This is a genomic window from Streptomyces sp. JB150, from assembly GCF_011193355.1.
GTDB lineage: Bacteria > Actinomycetota > Actinomycetes > Streptomycetales > Streptomycetaceae > Streptomyces.
Window position 1 is genome coordinate 5,737,140 of record NZ_CP049780.1, and the last position, 18,206, is coordinate 5,755,345.

Consider the following 18,206-nt stretch of genomic DNA (forward strand, 5'->3'; position numbering starts at 1 on the left):
GGCTCGGTCGGGCGGACACGGCGGACATGGCGGACGCGGTCGTACGACGGTGTACGCCGCGACGCACGACGACGCACGACGGCGAATGACGGCGTATGACGCACACGACGACGCACGACGACGGCGTAGGGCGACGTAGCGCGGCGTCACGGCACGGACGCGCCCGTAAGGCATGAAGATGGTCGATACAGCTTACGAGTTAGGTCACCCTAACGCACCTCCCGCGACCGGCTCCCGCGGCGTCCGTCACCCCGCCTGTGCCGCACTGTCAGTGGCGGGTGGCAGGATCGACTCATGCCAGACGCGCTCGATCCCACCCCCTACGACGCCCTGCTCCTGCTCTCCTTCGGCGGCCCCGAAGGACCGGACGACGTGGTTCCGTTCCTGGAGAACGTGACGCGTGGGCGCGGCATCCCCAAGGAACGCCTGAAGGAAGTCGGTCAGCACTACTTCCTGTTCGGCGGGGTCAGCCCGATCAACGACCAGAACCGCGCCCTGCTGGACGCCCTCCGCAAGGACTTCGCCGACCACGGCCTGCACCTGCCGGTCTACTGGGGCAACCGCAACTGGGCGCCGTACCTCACGGACACCCTGCGCGAGATGGTCCGCGACGGCCGCCGCCGCATCCTCGTCCTCGCCACCAGCGCCTACGCCTCCTACTCGGGCTGCCGGCAGTACCGCGAGAACCTCGCCGACGCGCTCGCCACCCTCCAGGCCGAGGGCCTGGAACTGCCGCGGATCGACAAGCTGCGGCACTACTTCAACCACCCGGGCTTCGTGGAACCCATGATCGACGGCGTCCTGCGCTCCCTCGCCGACCTCCCCGAGGACGTCCGCGACGGCGCCCACATCGCCTACACCACCCACTCCATCCCGACGTCCGCGGCCGACACCTCCGGCCCGGCCGAGGAGCACGGCGACGGCGGGGCGTACGTCCGGCAGCACCTGGACGTCGCCCGGCTGATCGCCGACGCGGTCCGCGAGCGCACCGGCGTCGACCACCCCTGGCAGCTCGTCTACCAGTCCCGCTCCGGCGCCCCGCACATCCCGTGGCTGGAGCCCGACATCTGCGACCACCTGGAGGAGCGGCACGCCGCCGGCGTCCCGGCCGTCGTGATGGCCCCCATCGGGTTCGTCTCCGACCACATGGAGGTCCTGTACGACCTCGACACCGAGGCCACGGCCAAGGCCGGGGAGCTGGGCCTGCCGGTGCGCCGCTCCGCCACCGTCGGCGCGGACCCGCGGTTCGCCGCCGCGATCCGCGACCTGGTCCTGGAGCGAGCCGCCGTCGAGCGGGGACAGCAGGTGAGGCCCTGCGCCCTCGGGGCGCTCGGCCCCAGCCACCACCTGTGCCCGGTCGGCTGCTGCCCGGCCCGCGCCCCGCGCCCCGCCGCCGCGGGCGCCGACAGCCCCTACGCGTGAGGAGCACCGTGACCGACCCCCTGCACACGGAACTGCTCGCGCTCGCCCGGGAGGCCGCCCGCCGGGCCGGCGAGCTGCTGCGCGACGGCCGCCCGGCGGACCTCGGCGTGGCCGCCACCAAGTCGAGCCCCATCGACGTGGTGACCGAGATGGACATCGCCGCCGAGAAGCTGATCACCGGCTTCCTCGCCGAGCGCCGCCCCGACGACGGCTTCCTCGGTGAGGAAGGCGCCTCGACCGACGGCACCAGCGGCATCCGCTGGGTGATCGACCCGCTCGACGGCACCGTGAACTACCTCTACGGCCTGCCCACCTGGGCGGTCTCCATCGCGGCCGAGCAGGACGGCGAGACCGTCGTCGGCGTCGTCGCGGCGCCGATGCGCGGCGAGACCTACAGCGCGGTGCGCGGCGGCGGCGCCCGCGCCACCGGCTCCTGGGACGGCGAGCGGGAGCTGCGCTGCCGCCCGGCGCCCCCGCTGGACCAGGCGCTGGTCTCCACCGGCTTCAACTACGTCGCCGACGTCCGCGCCCACCAGGCCGACATCGCCCAGCGGCTGATCCCGCGGCTGCGCGACATCCGGCGCAGCGGCTCCGCCGCGGTCGACCTGTGCGACGTCGCCGCGGGCCGCCTCGACGGCTACTACGAGCGCGGGCTGCACCCCTGGGACCTCGCCGCCGGCGACCTGATCGCCCGCGAGGCGGGCGCGCTGACCGGCGGACGGCCCGGACAGCGCCCGTCGAGGGAACTCACGGTCGCCGCCACCCCCGGCGTCTTCGAACCCCTCCAGCGGCTGCTGGAGGACTTCGGCGCCTGGCACGACTGAGCGACACCCACCGGGTGGCCCGAGGGCGCCCAGCGGCGCGCGGGCGGGTCTCACGCCGCCCGCGCGGATGGCGCCCCTGCGACGGGCGGACATACGCGAGGCGGGCCCCGGCGATGGGTTCGCCGGGACCCGCCTCGTCCGTAAGGCCCGGTCAGACGCTGTACGCGCCGACTTCCACACCATGCTCGGCGGCGAGACGGCGCAGGTCGTCGAGCTCGCCCTGCTCCACCTCGACGAGGAAGTCGTCGCCCTCGTCACGAGCCCGCGTCAGGTCGGACTCGGTCGCCCTTATGCGCTGCAGAAGTCCTGCCGTGAATGCGTCCATGCTGCGCCCCCTCGTCCAGGGTCGTGGGTCGGTGGCACGGGGGTGTGCCGTCGGGAAGGGGCGATCACGTCTCCCATGAGTGCCCAGCGCTGCCCTGCTGGGCGGCGACGGCGCCGGACACCCACGCCCACTCTGCGTGAAGCGGACCGCGGCGTACCGCATGGTGCTGCGGCACAAGCAGAGCGTGATCGCGGGGTGTAAACCGTCCTCCCCCCGCTCCCTTCCGCAGAAACCTCAACCCCCGGAGAAAATCTGACATTCCCGGGGTCCCAGGCGTGATCTCACCGGCCCGCCGACGGCCGTTCGCCGGGGCTTGGCCCCAGCGTTTCCCAGGCCTTCGGGCCCGCCCCGGGCCGCCCCGCGCGGCCCCCGCCCCACCGGCTTACCGCCGACTTATGGCGGAAAAGGGCAGGATGGAGGTCCACACACCCACCCAGACCCTGCCCACGCCTGCCCATGGCACCGCGCGGGCGGACACAGGAAGGACAAGCGACGTGCGCGTACTCGTCGTCGAGGACGAGCAGCTGCTCGCCGATGCCGTGGCCACCGGACTGCGCCGGGAGGCCATGGCCGTCGACGTCGTGTACGACGGTGCGGCCGCCCTGGAACGCATCGGCGTCAACGACTACGACGTGGTCGTCCTCGACCGCGACCTCCCGCTCGTGCACGGCGACGACGTCTGCCGCAAGATCGTCGAACTCGGCATGCCCACGCGCGTGCTGATGCTCACGGCCTCCGGCGACGTCAGCGACCGTGTCGAGGGCCTGGAGCTCGGCGCCGACGACTATCTGCCCAAGCCTTTCGCGTTCAGCGAACTGATCGCCCGCGTGCGCGCCCTCGGCCGGCGCACCAGCGTGCCGCTGCCGCCGGTCCTGGAGCGCGCCGGGATCAAGCTCGACCCCAACCGCCGCGAGGTCTTCCGCGACGGTCGCGAGGTGCAGCTCGCGCCCAAGGAGTTCGCGGTCCTGGAGGTGCTGATGCGCAGCGAGGGCGCGGTCGTCTCCGCCGAGCAGCTGCTGGAGAAGGCCTGGGACGAGAACACCGACCCGTTCACCAACGTGGTTCGCGTGACCGTGATGACCCTGCGCCGCAAGCTGGGCGAGCCGCCCGTCATCGTCACCGTCCCCGGCTCGGGCTACCGGATCTGATCCGCCGTGGCCGCCACCCCCGCGCCCCCAGCGGCGCCGCCCAAGCCCACCTGGGACCCGCGCAAGCCCGAGCCGCCGTTCCCGTGGCTGCGCCCGACCATCCGGATACGGCTCACGCTGCTGTACGGCGGCATGTTCCTGATCGCCGGCATCCTGCTGCTGTCGATCATCTATCTGCTGGCGGCGCAGGCGCTGAACGTCGGCAGCGACCTGCCCTTCCAGATCGTGCAGGGCAAGGTCACGAGCGAAACGTGCAACCTGCCGGACCAGGCCTCGCCGAGCACCTTCAACGAGGCCATGAACGCCTGCGTCAACGAGCAGCGCCGGCACGCCCTGGACAACCTCCTCAGCCGCTCCCTCCTCGCCCTCCTCGGCCTCGCCGTGATCGCCTTCGCGTTCGGCTACGCCATGGCCGGGCGGGTGCTCTCGCCGCTCGGCCGGATCACCCGCACCGCCCGCGCGGTGGCCGGCTCGGACCTGTCCCGCCGGATCGAGCTGGACGGCCCGGACGACGAGCTGAAGGAGCTGGCCGACACCTTCGACGACATGCTGGAGCGTCTGCAGCGGGCGTTCACCGCCCAGCAGCGCTTCGTCGGCAACGCCTCCCACGAGCTGCGCACCCCGCTGGCGATCAACCGCACCCTGCTGGAGGTGCACCTGTCGGACCCGGACGCGCCGGTGGAACTCCAGCAGCTCGGCAAGACCCTGCTCGCCACCAACGAGCGCAGCGAGCAGCTGGTGGAGGGCCTGCTGCTGCTCGCCCGCAGCGACAACCAGATCATCGAGCGCAAACCGGTGGACCTCGCCGAGGTCGCCTCGCAGGCCATCGACCAGGTGCACGCCGAGGCGGAGGCCAAGGGCGTGGAGATCCGCGGCAAGCGCGAGCCCGCGGTGGTCCAGGGCAACGGCGTCCTGCTGGAGCGGATCGCCCTGAACCTGGTGCAGAACGCGGTCCGGTACAACGTGCCGGACGGCGGCTGGGTCGAGGTCACCACCGAGATCCAGCACGGTCAGGCGGTGCTGGTGGTCTCCAACACCGGCCCGGTGGTGCCGGCGTACGAGATCGACAACCTCTTCGAGCCGTTCCGTCGGCTGCGCACCGAGCGCACGGGCAGCGACAAGGGCGTCGGCCTTGGCTTGTCCATCGCGCGGTCCGTGGCCCGGGCGCACGGCGGGCACATCGCGGCCCAGCCGCGCGAGGGCGGAGGGCTCGTGATGCGGGTCACCCTGCCCCTCTGAGATCATGGGCCGACACACCCGGGGAATGTTCGCTTTGCGCGGAATTTTCGGGGCACCCGTCCAAGTGTCCCGTGTGTGATCGATCACAAGGACGATTTTCCGGCCATCTACTCTCCGTGATCTCGCGAAGCCTTGGAAAGCCCGGAAAATCCGGGTTTTCTGGCGGCTTGATCACGGGAAGTACACGGTGAGACGCCTTTGAAGTGCAGCATTCGGACCGTGTACGGTCCCGATCGCCGTCCAACCCGATCACTCGTGAGGGGTCCGGTTGGGTGTCGATTGAGTAACAGACCTTGATGTGAGGCAAAATCTCCGCCTCGGGTCGGGCACAAGTCCGGCCTCTCACGCGTTACGTGCGCTGGAGACACCGCAGACACCCGGAGGGGGAGAGCGACCATGGCAACCGATTACGACACTCCACGCAAGACCGACGACGACGTCGACTCGGACAGCCTCGAAGAACTGAAGGCCCGGCGGAACGACAAGTCCGCGTCGTCCGTCGACGTCGACGAGTTCGAGGCCGCAGAAGGCCTCGAGCTGCCCGGCGCCGACCTCTCGAACGAGGAGCTGGCCGTCCGTGTCCTGCCGAAGCAGCAGGACGAGTTCACCTGCATGAGCTGCTTCCTGGTACACCACCGCAGCCAGCTGGCCCGCGAGAAGAACGGCCAGCCGATCTGCCGCGACTGCGACTGAGGAGGGGTCGGCCGTGACTGGCTCGACCCCACCCTGGAAGCGCCGCTTCCCCCGGGGAGCGGACCCGGGGCCGTCCGACGGCCCCCACGGCGCGCGTGACGACGAGCGAGGCTCACCCTCGACGGGACCGGTCCCCACGGGGTCGGCCTCGCTCGAACCGGCCGGCGACCGGGACGCCTTCCCGGTGCCGGCACAGAGCCCCACGCCCGTCGCCAGGCGCCGCCTGGCGACGTTCCGGGCCAAGGCCGGGGAGCTGGCCCGAGAGGGTGCTCGCAAGGGCGGCGAGCGTGCCCGCGCGGGTCTCGGGTATCTCGCCGACCGGCTCATCGAGATGGCGCCGCGGATCCCCGTGCGGGACCTCGCGACGCTGCGCAGACAGTTCCCGGGCCTCGGGCCCGAGCAGCTCGCCGACAAGCTCGTGGCGGGCGCCTCGAAGGCTTCCGCGACCGTCGGAGCGGGCGTCGGCGCCGCCGCGATGCTGCCGGTGCCGCCGGCGATGCCGACCGAACTGGCCGCCGAGATCACCGGCGTCGCGGCGATCGAGCTGAAGCTCATCGCCGAGCTGCACGAGGTGTACGGCGTGCGCCCGCCCGGCAACCTCAAGGAGCGCAGCAGTGCCTATCTGAGGTCCTGGACCGACGAGCGCGGGATCGATCCAAGCAAGCCGGCCACGCTCAACGCCGCGTTCGGCAGCCCGATGAAGAAACAGCTGCGCCAGCAGATCATGAAGCGCATGGTCCGCAACCTGCCGAACCTGATGCCGTTCATGGTGGGCGCGGCGGTCGGCGCGGTCATGAACCGGCGCGACACCCGCAACCTCGCCGCGCGGATCCGGGACGACCTGCGCAAGGTGCAGGTCCCGTGGGACGCGCTGTCCGAACTGCCGCCGCTGGAACAGCCGGCCCATCCGCTGCCGGTGGGCGACGACCCCCGCAAGCCGGACGACGACCCGGGAGAACCCGGCCGCTGACGGCCGGGCCCGGGCGTGAACCGTTCCCCGCGCGGCGGCGTGCGCTCGTGCCCGACCGGCTCCCCCGCGCGGCGGCGTGCGCTCGTGCCCGGCCGGCTCCCCCGCGCGGCGGCGCGCGCCCGTCAGGAGGCCGCGGCCGTCCGGGCCGCGGCGATGGCCGCCGCCAGCCGCTCCGGCTCTCGCGTGGACAGGTACAGATACGGCGTCGGGTCCTCGGGGTCGGTGACCTCCACCCGCAGCGCCGTCGGGATGTAGGCCCGCAGCAGCAGGAAGGCGCGGGTGTCGGCCTTGTACGTGCGCCAGGCCCGGGCCTCCTCCGGGTCCAGCACGTGCGCCTCGCCCAGCGCGGTCACCGGGATCTTCGCCTCCCCCGCGACCAGCAGACCGTTCACCACGCGGATGCGCAGCGAGCCGTAGCTGCTGGCCGCGACCGCCGCGACCGCCGTGCCGCCGACCAGGCCGCCCAGCATCGGCAGGGTGCCGAACGGCAGGACGATCAGGGCCATCGAGAGCCCCACGAGGAAGCTGATCAGCCACCACGAGCGGGGGGCGGTGAGGCGTTCGTCGTACGAGGTGGCGGAGAGCTGCATGGAACCAAGCTTGGCACGGTGTCGGCGGGGGGCCGACGCGCGGGTAAGGTCTGCGGCTGTGAGTGGTACATCCGCGGCTCTCCAGCCTCCTCTCGACGCCGTCAAGCCGGTGCGGCACCCCGACGCCCCCGCGCCCGGGGAGCTTCTCGGCGCGCACTACGGCCGGTGTTTCGGCTGCGGCGGTGAGCAGCCGCACGGACTGCGTCTTCAGGCGCGGGCCGGCGAAGGCGTGTCGATCACCGCCGAGTTCACGGTCCGCCCCGAGCACCAGGGCGCCCCCGGCCTCGCCCACGGCGGGATCCTGGCGACCGCGCTGGACGAGACGCTGGGCTCGCTGAACTGGCTGCTGCGCACCATCGCCGTCACCGGCCGGCTGGAGACCGACTTCGTACGGCCCGTGCCGGTCGGCACCACCCTCCACCTGGAGGCGGAGGTGACCGCGGTGGCCGGGCGCAAGATCTACTGCACCGCCACCGGACGCGTCGGCGGTCCCGACGGGCCGGTCGCCGTCCGCGCCGACGCCCTCTTCATCGAGGTCAAGGTCGAGCACTTCGTCAACCACGGCCGCGAGGAAGAGATCCAGGCCGCCATGAACGACCCGGACCAGATCCGCCGGGCCCGCGCCTTCGAGGTGAACCCGTGAGCCGCGCACCGCTGAACGTCCTGATCCGCCGCGTCGACCCCGACGTACCGCTGCCGGCGTACGCGCGGCCGGGGGACGCCGGAGCGGATCTGCGCACCACCGAGCCGTGCGAGCTGGCGCCCGGCGAGCGGGCCGTACTGCCCACCGGGGTGTCCATCGCGCTCCCGGAGGGGTACGCGGCCTTCGTGCACCCCCGTTCCGGGCTGGCCGCGCGGTGCGGTGTCGCCCTCGTGAATGCCCCGGGGACGGTTGATGCCGGGTACCGTGGGGAGATCAAGGTGATCGTGGTGAATCTCGACCCGCGCGAGTCCGTGCGGTTCGAGCGCTTCGACCGGATTGCCCAACTGGTCGTCCAGCAGGTCGAGAAGGTCCGCTTCCAGGAGGTCGCGGAGCTTCCCGCATCCGCGCGGGCCGAGGGGGGCTTCGGTTCCACCGGCGGCCATGCCGCGGTGGACGGCGGAAGCGGCACAAGCGGTCAGGCCGCCCTGGGCGGCACGACGGGTGGGAATCGATACGCTTCGGTCGTATCCGACCGGGAAGGACAGTGACGTGTTCGGACGTCGCAAGAAGAAGGGTGCCGCCGAGGACGCGGCCGGCGAGGCCGAGCAGGTCGTCGACAGCGTCGACACTGAGGCGGACGAGGGCACGCGGGAGCGGGTGCGGCTGGAGCCGGGACCCCGGCCCGACGGCCCCTGGGACAGCAGTGAGGTCCGCGATCCGGCCGAGGGCCGGGTGGACCTGGGCGGACTGTTCGTGCCGGGCGTCGACGGCATGGAGCTGCGGGTCGAGGTCGCGGGCGACGCGATCGTCGCGGCGACCGTCGTCCTGCGGGACAGCGCCATCCAGCTGCAGGCCTTCGCGGCCCCCAAGCGTGAGGGCATCTGGGGCGAGGTCCGCGAGGAGATCGCGGCCGGCATCACCCAGCAGGGCGGCATCGTCGACGAGGTCGAGGGTCCGCTGGGCTGGGAGCTGCGCGCCCAGGTGCCGGTGCAGCTGCCGGACGGCACCGGCGGCTACCAGGTGGTGCGGTTCGTCGGCGTGGACGGCCCCCGCTGGTTCCTGCGCGGCGTGATCTCCGGGCAGGGCGCGGTGCAGCCGCAGGCCGCCGGGCTGCTGGAGCAGATCTTCCGGGACACGGTCGTGGTGCGCGGCGAGGGCCCGATGGCGCCCCGCGACCCGATCGTCCTCAAGCTGCCCAACGACGCGCAGATGGTCCCCGAGGGCGTCCAGCAGGACGAACAGGCCGGCTCCCGCTTCTCCGGCGGCATGGGCCAGCTTCAGCGCGGCCCGGAAATCACCGAGGTCCGCTGACACACAGCCACACACAAGCCAAGGGCCGCATTCCACAGGGATACGGCCCTTCGCCATGTGGGGCGCCGTCGTGCCGTGGGCGGGGGGCCTTCGCCGTGCGTGGGGGCGGCTTCGGTCGTACGCGAACCGCCTTCGCCGTGCCCGCACGGCCTTCATCACTCCTGCGGGCGGCTTCCGCCGTACCGGGGGCGCCCTTCGTCGGTGGCCGCCGACTGCCCCGCCATGCATGGAGCGGCCCCCCGCCGTGACCTGGAACGACCCTCGCCGGGCCCGCCGGTGGCCCCCGCCATGCCGCGGCCCCGGCGATGCGCGCCGGTGGCCCCCGCCCTGCCCCCTCCACCCGCCCCCACCAAGCCCAGCGCCGCGTCCCGCGTCAGGGTTGTGTCAAAGAGCGGGCGGACGGTCGTACCCCGGCCGCTTCGGCGGGATTGTTGGCCGTAAGGTCGACGCTGCGTAGGCGCAAGTGACCGGAAGACAATGAGGCCATGGCACGCGGCAGGCTGCGGATTCATCTCGGTGCGGCACCGGGCGTCGGGAAGACGTACGCGATGCTGGCCGAGGCGCACCGCCGGGTGGAGCGGGGCACGGACTGCGTGGTGGCCGTCGTCGAGCATCACGGGCGGCCGCGCACCGAGGCCCTGCTGCACGGCCTGGAGCAGGTCCCGCGCCGGTCGCTGGAGCACCGCGGCGCGGTCTTCACCGAGATGGACGTGGACGCGGTGCTGGCCCGCCGCCCGCGGGTGGCCCTGGTGGACGAGCTGGCGCACACCAACGTGCCCGGCTCGCGCAACGCCAAGCGGTGGCAGGACGTCGAGGAACTGCTGACGGCGGGGATCGACGTGATCTCCACCGTCAACATCCAGCACCTGGAGTCATTGGGCGACGTCGTCGAGTCGATCACCGGCGTACGGCAGCGCGAGACCGTGCCCGACGAGGTGGTGCGCAGGGCCGACCAGATCGAGCTGGTCGACATGTCGCCCGAGGCGCTGCGCCGGCGGATGGCGCACGGGAACATCTACCAGCCGGACAAGGTCGACGCGGCCCTGTCGAACTACTTCCGCCCCGGCAACCTCACCGCCCTGCGCGAGCTGGCCCTGCTGTGGGTCGCGGACCGCGTGGACGAGCATCTGCAGCGGTACCGCAGCGAGCACCGGGTGTCGGCGATCTGGGGCTCGCGGGAGCGGATCGTCGTCGGGCTGACCGGCGGCCCGGAGGGGCGGACGCTGATCCGGCGGGCGGCCCGGCTCGCGGAGAAGGGCGCCGGCGGAGAGGTGCTGGCCGTCTACATAGCGCGCAGGGACGGGCTCACCTCCGCCTCGCCGAAGGAGCTGGCGCTGCAGCGCACCCTGGTCGAGGACCTCGGCGGAACGTTCCACCACGTGGTCGGCGACGACATACCGGCGGCGCTGCTCGACTTCGCGCGCGGCGTGAACGCCACCCAGATCGTGCTGGGATCCTCGCGCCGCAAACGCTGGCAGTACGTCCTCGGGCCCGGCGTGGGCGCGACGGTCGCCCGGGACTCCGGACCCGACCTCGACGTGCACATCGTCACCCACGAGGAGGTCGCGAAGGGACGCGGGCTGCCGGTGCCGCGCGGGGCACGGCTCGGGCGGGCCCGCATCGTCTGGGGCTGGCTGGTCGGGCTGCTCGGCCCCGCTCTGCTCGCCCTGCTCTCAGCGGCTTCCAGCTCGGCCTCGCCAACGACATGCTGCTGTTCCTCGCGGCGACGGTGGCGGCGGCCCTGCTCGGCGGGCTGTACCCGGCGCTCGCCTCGGCGGCCTTCGGCTCCTTCCTGCTGAACTACTTCTACGCACCCCCGCTGCACCGGCTGACCATCGCGGACCCGAAGAACATCGTCGCCCTGGTGATCTTCGTGGGGGTCGCGGTGTCGGTGGCCTCCGTGGTGGACCTCGCGGCCCGCCGCACCCACCAGGCGGCCCGGCTGCGCGCCGAGTCCGAGATCCTGTCCTTCCTCGCGGGCAACGTGCTGCGCGGCGAGACCAGCCTGGAGGCGCTGCTGGAACGGGTCCGGGAGACCTTCGGCATGGAAGCGGCCGCCCTCCTCGAACGCCGGAGCGACGTCGACCCGTGGACGTGCGTCGGCCGGGTCGGCGCCGGCGGCCCCGTCGACCGGCCCGAGGACGCCGATGTGGACATGCCGGTCGGCGACCACATGGCGCTCGCGCTGACCGGCCGGGTGCTGCCCGCCGAGGACCGCCGGGTGCTGGCCGCGTTCGCCGCGCAGGCCGCCGTCGTCCTGGACCGCCGGCGTCTGCGCGAGGAGGCCGACCAGGCCCGTGCGCTCGCCGAGGGCAACCGCATCCGCACCGCCCTGCTCGCCGCCGTCAGCCACGATCTGCGCACCCCGCTCGCCGGCATCAAGGCGGCCGTGTCCTCCCTCCGGTCCGACGACGTCGAGTGGTCCGACGATGACCGCGCGGAGCTGCTGGAGGGCATCGAGGACGGCGCGGACCGGCTCGACCACCTGGTCGGCAACCTGCTGGACATGTCCCGCCTCCAGACCGGCACGGTCACCCCGATCATCCGCGAGACCGACCTCGACGAGGTGGTCCCGATGGCGCTGGGCGGGGTCCCCGGGGGCAGCGTGGACCTGGACATCCCGGAGACGCTGCCGATCGTCGCCGTGGACGCCGGGCTGCTGGAGCGGTCGGTGGCCAACCTGGTCGAGAACGCCGTGAAGTACAGCCCCGCGGGGACACCCGTGCTGGTCTCGGCGAGCGCCCTCGCCGACCGCGTCGAACTGCGCGTCGTCGACCGCGGGCCCGGCGTGCCCGACGAGGCCAAGGAGCGCATCTTCGCCCCGTTCCAGCGTCACGGCGACGCCCCGCGCGGGGCCGGGGTCGGGCTCGGTCTCGCGGTCGCCCGCGGCTTCGCCGAGGCCATGGGCGGCACGCTGCACGCCGAGGACACCCCCGGCGGCGGCCTCACCATGGTCCTCGGCCTGCGCGCGGCGGGCGCCCGCGCGGATTCCCCCGCAGAACCGGAAAGGCAGGTCTCATGGTGAGCCCAGCGCGGGCGGCACCCCGTACGACAGCCACGCGCGTGCTCGTGGTCGACGACGAACCGCAGATCGTGCGCGCGCTGGTGATCAACCTGAGGGCGCGCACGTACGAGGTCGACGCGGCGCACGACGGCGCCACCGCCCTGGAACTCGCCGCCGCCCGCCATCCGGACGTCGTCCTGCTGGACCTGGGACTGCCCGACATGGACGGCGTCGAGGTGATCAGGGGGCTGCGCGGCTGGACTCGGGTGCCGGTCATCGTGCTCTCCGCGCGGCACTCCTCCGACGAGAAGGTGGAGGCCCTGGACGCGGGCGCCGACGACTACGTCACCAAGCCGTTCGGCATGGACGAGCTGCTGGCCCGGCTGCGGGCCGCCGTCCGCCGCGCGGAGCCCGTCGGCGGTGACGGCGACGTCATGGTGGAGACCGGGACCTTCACCGTCGACCTGGCCGCCAAGAAGGTCCGCCGCGACGGCAGGGACGTACGGCTCACCCCCACCGAATGGCATCTGCTGGAGGTGCTGGTGCGCAACGGCGGGCGGCTGGTCGGCCAGAAGCAGCTGCTGCAGGAGGTGTGGGGGCCGTCGTACGGGACGGAGACCAACTATCTGCGCGTGTACATGGCGCAGCTGCGGCGGAAGCTGGAGGCGGACCCGTCCCACCCGAAGCACTTCGTGACCGAGCCCGGAATGGGATACCGGTTCGAGAAGTGAGCAGGGGCTACGAGCGTGTCGGTGGGCCCCGGTACGCTTCAAGCATGAGTGCTGTTCCTCGTTCCGAAAAGCCGGTGGGCCGGTTCCGGCGCATGCTCGACCGGCTCTCCTCGTCGCAGGAGGACCTGGAGTCCGAGGAGCTGCGAGAGGACGCCGCCACCGCCGGCTGCACCCGGATCGGCGACTGTCACGACCGGCAGATCGTCACCGTTACTGGTACCTTGCGCACGGTCACCCTGCGCCCGCGCGCGGGAGTCCCGGCCCTGGAGGCCGAACTGTTCGACGGCTCCGCCGCGCTGGACGTGGTGTGGCTGGGCAGGCGGTCCATCACGGGCATAGAACCGGGGCGCAAACTGATCGCGTCGGGCCGGGTCTCGATGAGCCGGGGCCGACGGGTGCTGTTCAACCCGAAGTACGAACTGAGACCCCTCGGACGGGAGTAGCCGGTGACGTCGCTCGACAAGCCGACCCAGAACGCGCCAGACGCCCCCCAGGATGCGAAGGCGGTGACGGAGGCCGCGCTCTTCGAGGCGTTCGGCGGTGTGCGCGGCACGGTCGAGACGGTGCTGCCGGGACTGCTCTTCGTCACGATCTACACCATCAACAAGAACCTCAACCTGTCGGCGATCGCCGCGCTGGGCGTGGCCCTGCTGCTGGTCGCGGTGCGCCTCGTCATGCGGGACACCGTGAAGCACGCCTTCAGCGGTGTCTTCGGCGTGGCCTTCGGTGTCGCCTTCGCGATGATGACCGGCGAGGCCAGGGACTTCTACCTGCCCGGCATGCTCTACACGCTGGGCCTCGCGCTGGCGTACATCATCACGGCGATCGCCGGGGTGCCGCTGATCGGTCTGATCCTCGGGCCGGTGTTCAAGGAGAACCTCTCCTGGCGCACCCGCAACCCCGGGCGCAAGAAGGCGTACACCAAGGCCAGCTGGGCGTGGGGCCTGATCCTGCTCGCCAAGTGCGCGATCCTGTTCCCGCTGTACTGGTGGGCCGACGTCACCCAGCTCGGCTGGGTGCTGGTCGCGCTGAAGATCCCGCCCTTCCTGCTGGCCGTCTGGCTGACCTGGGTCTTCCTCGCGAAGGCCCCGCCGCCCATCGACGTCTTCGCCGAGATGGAGGCCGAGGAGGCCGCTGCCGAGGAGCGGAAGCGGGAGGCGGCCCGGAGGCAGGCACCGGGGGAGTAGCAGGCACGCGCCGCCGGCAAGGACGTACGTCGCCGGCCGGCACGTCACGGCGCGAGGGGCGCCCGGAGATCTCCGGGCGCCCCTCTCGCCGTCACCTCTGTGCCGCTCAGTCCGTCGTGTCGTCCCGGCGCACCGACAGCAGGTCCTCCAGCTGTTCCTCCCGCGCCTGCGCGGCGACGAACAGCAGCTCGTCGCCCGCCTCCAGGGAGTCCTCCTGGGTGGGGGTGAGCACGCGGGTGCCGCGGATGATGGTGACCAGGGAGGTGTCCTCGGGCCACTCGACGTCGCCGACCTGGGTGCCGGCCAGGGCCGACTCCTCGGGGAGGGTCAGTTCGACGAGGTTGGCGTCGCCGTGGCTGAAGCGCAGCAGCCGGACCAGGTCACCGACGCTCACCGCCTCCTCGACCAGGGCCGACATCAGCCGCGGCGTGGAGACGGCGACGTCCACGCCCCAGGCCTCGTTGAACAGCCACTCGTTCTTCGGGTTGTTGACCCGGGCGACGACGCGCGGAACGCCGTACTCCGTCTTCGCCAGCAGCGAGACGACCAGGTTGACCTTGTCGTCGCCGGTCGCGGCGATGACGACGTTGCAGCGCTGGAGCGCCGCCTCGTCCAGGGACGTGATCTCGCAGGCGTCGGCCAGCAGCCACTCCGCCTGGGGCACGCGCTCCACCGAGATCGCGGTCGGCGCCTTGTCGATCAGCAGGACCTCGTGGCCGTTCTCCAGCAGCTCGCCCGCGATCGAGCGGCCCACCGCGCCGGCACCGGCAATGGCGACCCTCATCAGTGACCGCCCTCCGTCTCGGGACCCTGGGCGAACGCCGCCTCGACCTTCTCGACCTCGTCCGTGCGCATCATCACATGCACCAGGTCACCCTCCTGGAGGACCGTCTGCGAGGTGGGCAGGATCGCCTCGCCGAGCCGGGTGAGGAACGCCACCCGCACCCCGGTCTCCTCCTGCAGCCTGCTGATCTTGTGCCCGACCCAGGCGGCCGAGGCGTGCACCTCGGCGAGCTGGACGCCACCGGTCGGATCGCGCCACAGCGGCTCCGAACCGGACGGCAGCAGCCGGCGCAGCATCTGGTCCGCGGTCCAGCGGACCGTGGCGACCGTCGGGATGCCCAGGCGCTGGTAGACCTCGGCGCGGCGGGGGTCGTAGATGCGGGCCGCGACGTTCTCCACGCCGAACATCTCGCGGGCGACCCGCGCGGCGATGATGTTGGAGTTGTCGCCGCTGGAGACGGCGGCGAAGGCGCCGGCCTCCTCGATGCCCGCCTCGCGCAGGGTGTCCTGGTCGAAGCCGACCCCGGTGACCCGGCGGCCACCGAACGAGGAGCCCAGCCGTCGGAAGGCGGTGGGGTCCTGGTCGATCACGGCGACCGTGTGCCCCTGTTGCTCCAGGGTCTGCGCGAGAGCGGAACCCACTCTGCCGCAGCCCATGATGACGATGTGCACGACCGTCCTTCCGATGTCAAGAGTTGTTGCTGACCTGGCTGTAACAGGGTCTCAGACCGCCGACCAAGCTACACACGCGCGGTCGGCGGAGGGCACCCCCGTGCACGGTTCGCGCTGAGGTCAGCGGCGGCTGATGCTCCAGACGCTCACCACGGTGAGGATTCCGAGGCCGATGAGTGCGGCGGTGGCGCCGATCAGTTCCGCGGTGCTGGACATGGGTCCTCCGGAGACCGTCAAGAAATCGTTAGGGTTTGGCGAAGCGATGACAGCGGCGAGGGCAGGCGTTTTGTCATATAGGCATGGATGACGCCCCTGCTGCCGCAGGTGAGGGCGTGCCCCTGGCCGATTTCACTCGCCGGGCAGATGAGGGTGGCAGGTGGGCGGCCCCCAGTTCGAAGGCTTACGATCCTCTGTTGTGTCCAAACTGACCGACGTGCCCAAACGCATCCTCATCGGGCGCGCTCTGCGCAGCGACCGGCTGGGTGAAACGCTCCTGCCGAAGCGCATCGCACTCCCCGTCTTCGCCTCCGACCCGCTCTCCTCCGTGGCGTACGCGCCGGGGGAGGTGCTGCTGGTCCTGTCCATCGCGGGCGTGTCGGCCTACCACTTCAGCCCCTGGATCGCGGCCGCCGTGGTCGTGCTCATGTTCACGGTCGTCGCCTCCTACCGGCAGAACGTGCACGCCTACCCCAGCGGCGGCGGCGACTACGAGGTGGCGACCACCAACCTCGGCCCCAAGGCCGGCCTGACCGTCGCCAGCGCCCTGCTGGTCGACTACGTCCTCACCGTCGCCGTCTCCATCTCCTCCGGCATCGAGAACCTCGGCTCCGCGATCCCCTTCGTCGTCGAGCACAAGGTCTTCTGCGCGATGGCCGTGATCGTGCTGCTCACGCTGATGAACCTGCGCGGCGTGAAGGAGTCCGGCTCGCTCTTCGCGATCCCGACGTACGTCTTCGTCGCCGGTGTCTTCATCATGATCGCGTGGGGCGCGTTCCGCGGGCTGGTGCTGGACGAGACCATGCGGGCGCCGACCGCCGGCTACGAGATCAAACCCGAGCACGAGGGACTGGCCGGTTTCGCCCTGGTCTTCCTGCTGCTGCGGGCCTTCTCCTCCGGCTGCGCCGCGCTCACCGGCGTCGAGGCGATCTCCAACGGCGTGCCCGCCTTCCGCAAGCCCAAGTCGAAGAACGCGGCGACCACGCTCGCGCTGATGGGCCTGCTCGCCGTCACCATGTTCTGCGGGATCATCGGCCTGGCCATGGTCTCCAAGGTCCGCATGGCCGAGAACCCGGCCCACGACCTGTTCGACAACGGCGTCCCGGTCGGCCCCGACTACGTCCAGCACCCGGTCATCTCCCAGGTCGCCGAGGCGGTCTTCGGCGCGGGCAGCTTCCCGTTCCTCGTGCTGGCCGCGGCCACCGCGCTGGTGCTGTTCCTCGCCGCGAACACCGCGTACAACGGCTTCCCGGTCCTCGGCTCGATCCTCGCCCAGGACCGCTACCTGCCGCGCCAGCTGCACACCCGCGGCGACCGGCTCGCCTTCTCCAACGGCATCGTGCTGCTGGCCGGCGCGGCCGCCCTGCTGGTGTGGATCTACGCCGCCGACTCCACGCGGCTGATCCAGCTCTACATCGTCGGCGTGTTCGTGTCCTTCACGCTCAGCCAGACCGGCATGGTCCGGCACTGGAACCGCCATCTGGCCACCGAGAAGGACCCCGCCAAGCGCCGCCACATGATCCGCTCCCGTGCGATCAACGCCTTCGGCGCGTTCTTCACCTTCACGGTGCTGGTCGTCGTCCTCGTCACCAAGTTCAGCCACGGCGCCTGGGTCGCGCTGCTCGGCATGGTGATCTTCTACGTGACGATGACCGCGATCCGCCGCCACTACGACCACGTCGCCAAGGAACTCGCCGCCCCCGACGGCCCCACCGACGACAGCGTCCGCCCCTCCCGGGTCCACTCGGTGGTCCTGGTCTCCAAGATCCACCGCCCGGCCCTGCGCGCCCTCGCCTACGCCAAGCTGATGCGCTCCGACAGTCTGGAGGCGCTCAGCGTCAACGTGGACCCGGCCGAGACCAAGGCGCTGCGCGAGGAGTGGGAGCGGCGCGGGATCGACGTACCGCTGAAGGTGCTGGACTCGCCGTACCGCGAGATCACCCGGCCCATCATCGAGTACGTCAAGAGCCTGCGCCGGGAGTCGCCGCGCGACGCCGTGTCCGTGATCATCCCCGAGTACGTCGTCGGCCACTGGTACGAGCACCTGCTGCACAACCAGAGCGCCCTGCGCCTCAAGGGCCGGCTGCTGTTCACACCGGGCGTGATGGTGACGTCGGTGCCGTACCAGCTCGCCTCCTCCGAGGTGGCGAAGAAGCGCGCCCGCAAGCAGCAGGAGTGGAACGCCCCCGGCTCGGTGCGGCGCGGCCCCGCGCAGGAGCGCGCGCCGAAGGAGACGGGCGCCGAGCGGCACTGAGCGCGGGGCGGACGGCGGGGTCGGCGAGGGCCGGTGGGGGACGGGCCGCTGTGCGGACGGCGAGGACGGCGTGGGACCGACCTCCCTGTGCGGCGGACGGCGCGGACGGCGTGGGACCGACCGCTGTGGGGACGACGTAGACTGGTGGGCTGTTGTCCGGCCTTGGACCGGCCCCGCGCGGGCCGTCCCCGTCC

17 protein-coding genes and 1 pseudogene are annotated in these 18,206 nt (G+C 71.9%); 14 read left to right on the forward strand and 4 right to left on the reverse strand.

The features are described 5' to 3' along the window. Window positions 1-294 precede the first annotated feature (294 nt). Both G7Z13_RS26425 and G7Z13_RS26430 read left to right on the forward strand, forming a co-directional pair. Window positions 295-1,422 (forward strand): ferrochelatase, encoded by a 1,128-nt coding sequence (locus tag G7Z13_RS26425; protein ID WP_166002718.1) that lies wholly within the window; start codon window positions 295-297, stop codon window positions 1,420-1,422. Between the two features lie 8 nt (window positions 1,423-1,430). Continuing rightward, the gene (locus tag G7Z13_RS26430) at window positions 1,431-2,246 is read left to right on the forward strand and encodes an inositol monophosphatase family protein (protein WP_166002719.1); all 816 of its coding nucleotides are present in this window, start codon (window positions 1,431-1,433) and stop codon (window positions 2,244-2,246) included. A gap of 151 nt (window positions 2,247-2,397) precedes the next feature. On the opposite strand, the gene G7Z13_RS26435 is transcribed toward G7Z13_RS26430, so the two are convergent. Continuing rightward, window positions 2,398-2,571, reverse strand: a complete 174-nt coding sequence (locus G7Z13_RS26435) for a hypothetical protein (protein ID WP_015657365.1) — start codon at window positions 2,569-2,571, stop codon at window positions 2,398-2,400. Window positions 2,572-3,065: 494 nt separating this feature from the next. On the opposite strand from G7Z13_RS26435, the gene G7Z13_RS26440 reads away from it, so the two are divergent. From G7Z13_RS26440 to G7Z13_RS26455, 4 genes are all read left to right on the forward strand, one after another. After that, window positions 3,066-3,719 (forward strand): response regulator transcription factor, encoded by a 654-nt coding sequence (locus tag G7Z13_RS26440; protein WP_166002720.1) that lies wholly within the window; start codon window positions 3,066-3,068, stop codon window positions 3,717-3,719. A gap of 6 nt (window positions 3,720-3,725) precedes the next feature. Further along, window positions 3,726-4,958 (forward strand): HAMP domain-containing sensor histidine kinase, encoded by a 1,233-nt coding sequence (locus G7Z13_RS26445; RefSeq protein ID WP_166002721.1) that lies wholly within the window; start codon window positions 3,726-3,728, stop codon window positions 4,956-4,958. Window positions 4,959-5,354: 396 nt separating this feature from the next. Beyond that, window positions 5,355-5,651: a DUF4193 domain-containing protein gene (locus G7Z13_RS26450; protein WP_043504706.1), complete on the forward strand. Its 297-nt coding sequence runs from the start codon at window positions 5,355-5,357 to the stop codon at window positions 5,649-5,651. A gap of 13 nt (window positions 5,652-5,664) precedes the next feature. Beyond that, window positions 5,665-6,621, forward strand: coding sequence for a hypothetical protein (locus G7Z13_RS26455; RefSeq protein WP_166002722.1), 957 nt, complete (start codon window positions 5,665-5,667; stop codon window positions 6,619-6,621). Between the two features lie 122 nt (window positions 6,622-6,743). Here G7Z13_RS26455 and G7Z13_RS26460 read toward each other — a convergent pair whose 3' ends face one another. Next, on the reverse strand, window positions 6,744-7,211 hold the full coding sequence (locus G7Z13_RS26460; protein ID WP_166002723.1) for a DUF3093 domain-containing protein: 468 nt from the start codon (window positions 7,209-7,211) through the stop codon (window positions 6,744-6,746). Window positions 7,212-7,269: 58 nt separating this feature from the next. Between G7Z13_RS26460 and G7Z13_RS26465 the strand changes: the two genes are divergently transcribed. From G7Z13_RS26465 to G7Z13_RS26495, 7 genes and pseudogenes are all read left to right on the forward strand, one after another. Continuing rightward, the gene (locus G7Z13_RS26465) at window positions 7,270-7,854 is read left to right on the forward strand and encodes a PaaI family thioesterase (RefSeq protein WP_166002724.1); all 585 of its coding nucleotides are present in this window, start codon (window positions 7,270-7,272) and stop codon (window positions 7,852-7,854) included. Further along, complete coding sequence (dut, locus tag G7Z13_RS26470; protein WP_166002725.1) at window positions 7,851-8,402, forward strand: dUTP diphosphatase; 552 nt, start codon at window positions 7,851-7,853, stop codon at window positions 8,400-8,402. Before G7Z13_RS26465 ends, dut begins: the two co-directional genes overlap by 4 nt. 1 nt (window position 8,403) lies before the next feature. Then, entirely contained in the window at window positions 8,404-9,165 is a 762-nt protein-coding gene (locus G7Z13_RS26475; protein WP_166002726.1) for a DUF3710 domain-containing protein, read from the forward strand. A 485-nt stretch (window positions 9,166-9,650) separates the two neighbouring features. Further along, a pseudogene (locus tag G7Z13_RS26480) lies at window positions 9,651-12,190 on the forward strand (sensor histidine kinase KdpD). Then, the gene (locus tag G7Z13_RS26485) at window positions 12,184-12,900 is read left to right on the forward strand and encodes a response regulator (RefSeq protein ID WP_166002727.1); all 717 of its coding nucleotides are present in this window, start codon (window positions 12,184-12,186) and stop codon (window positions 12,898-12,900) included. The pseudogene G7Z13_RS26480 and the gene G7Z13_RS26485 overlap by 7 nt, the downstream one beginning before the upstream one ends. A 44-nt stretch (window positions 12,901-12,944) precedes the next feature. Next, window positions 12,945-13,343: an OB-fold nucleic acid binding domain-containing protein gene (locus tag G7Z13_RS26490; protein ID WP_086741644.1), complete on the forward strand. Its 399-nt coding sequence runs from the start codon at window positions 12,945-12,947 to the stop codon at window positions 13,341-13,343. A gap of 3 nt (window positions 13,344-13,346) precedes the next feature. Continuing rightward, a complete protein-coding gene (locus G7Z13_RS26495) occupies window positions 13,347-14,087 on the forward strand; it encodes a DUF3159 domain-containing protein (protein ID WP_166002728.1) in 741 nt (246 codons plus the stop codon). Window positions 14,088-14,193: 106 nt separating this feature from the next. Here the strand turns inward: G7Z13_RS26495 and G7Z13_RS26500 are convergent, their stop codons facing one another. Together G7Z13_RS26500 and G7Z13_RS26505 are read right to left on the reverse strand one after the other, a co-directional pair. Next, window positions 14,194-14,871 (reverse strand): TrkA family potassium uptake protein, encoded by a 678-nt coding sequence (locus tag G7Z13_RS26500; protein WP_166002729.1) that lies wholly within the window; start codon window positions 14,869-14,871, stop codon window positions 14,194-14,196. Continuing rightward, window positions 14,871-15,542, reverse strand: a complete 672-nt coding sequence (locus G7Z13_RS26505; RefSeq protein ID WP_166002730.1) for a TrkA family potassium uptake protein — start codon at window positions 15,540-15,542, stop codon at window positions 14,871-14,873. Before G7Z13_RS26505 ends, G7Z13_RS26500 begins: the two co-directional genes overlap by 1 nt. Window positions 15,543-15,957: 415 nt before the next feature. Here G7Z13_RS26505 and G7Z13_RS26510 point away from each other — a divergent pair, with 415 nt between their 5' ends. Beyond that, the gene (locus G7Z13_RS26510; protein ID WP_166002731.1) at window positions 15,958-18,012 is read left to right on the forward strand and encodes an APC family permease; all 2,055 of its coding nucleotides are present in this window, start codon (window positions 15,958-15,960) and stop codon (window positions 18,010-18,012) included. Window positions 18,013-18,206 lie beyond the last annotated feature (194 nt).

Excerpts from the sequence above, each read along its gene's own strand:
- G7Z13_RS26425 (WP_166002718.1), top strand. The coding sequence starts at position 295 with ATGCCAGACGCGCTCGATCCCACCCCCTACGACGCCCTGCTCCTGCTC.
- G7Z13_RS26450 (WP_043504706.1), top strand. The coding sequence starts at position 5,355 with ATGGCAACCGATTACGACACTCCACGCAAGACCGACGACGACGTCGAC.
- G7Z13_RS26490 (WP_086741644.1), top strand. The coding sequence starts at position 12,945 with ATGAGTGCTGTTCCTCGTTCCGAAAAGCCGGTGGGCCGGTTCCGGCGC.
- G7Z13_RS26500 (WP_166002729.1), bottom strand. The coding sequence starts at position 14,871 with ATGAGGGTCGCCATTGCCGGTGCCGGCGCGGTGGGCCGCTCGATCGCG.
- G7Z13_RS26435 (WP_015657365.1), bottom strand. The coding sequence starts at position 2,571 with ATGGACGCATTCACGGCAGGACTTCTGCAGCGCATAAGGGCGACCGAG.
- G7Z13_RS26485 (WP_166002727.1), top strand. The coding sequence starts at position 12,184 with ATGGTGAGCCCAGCGCGGGCGGCACCCCGTACGACAGCCACGCGCGTG.
- G7Z13_RS26460 (WP_166002723.1), bottom strand. The coding sequence starts at position 7,211 with ATGCAGCTCTCCGCCACCTCGTACGACGAACGCCTCACCGCCCCCCGC.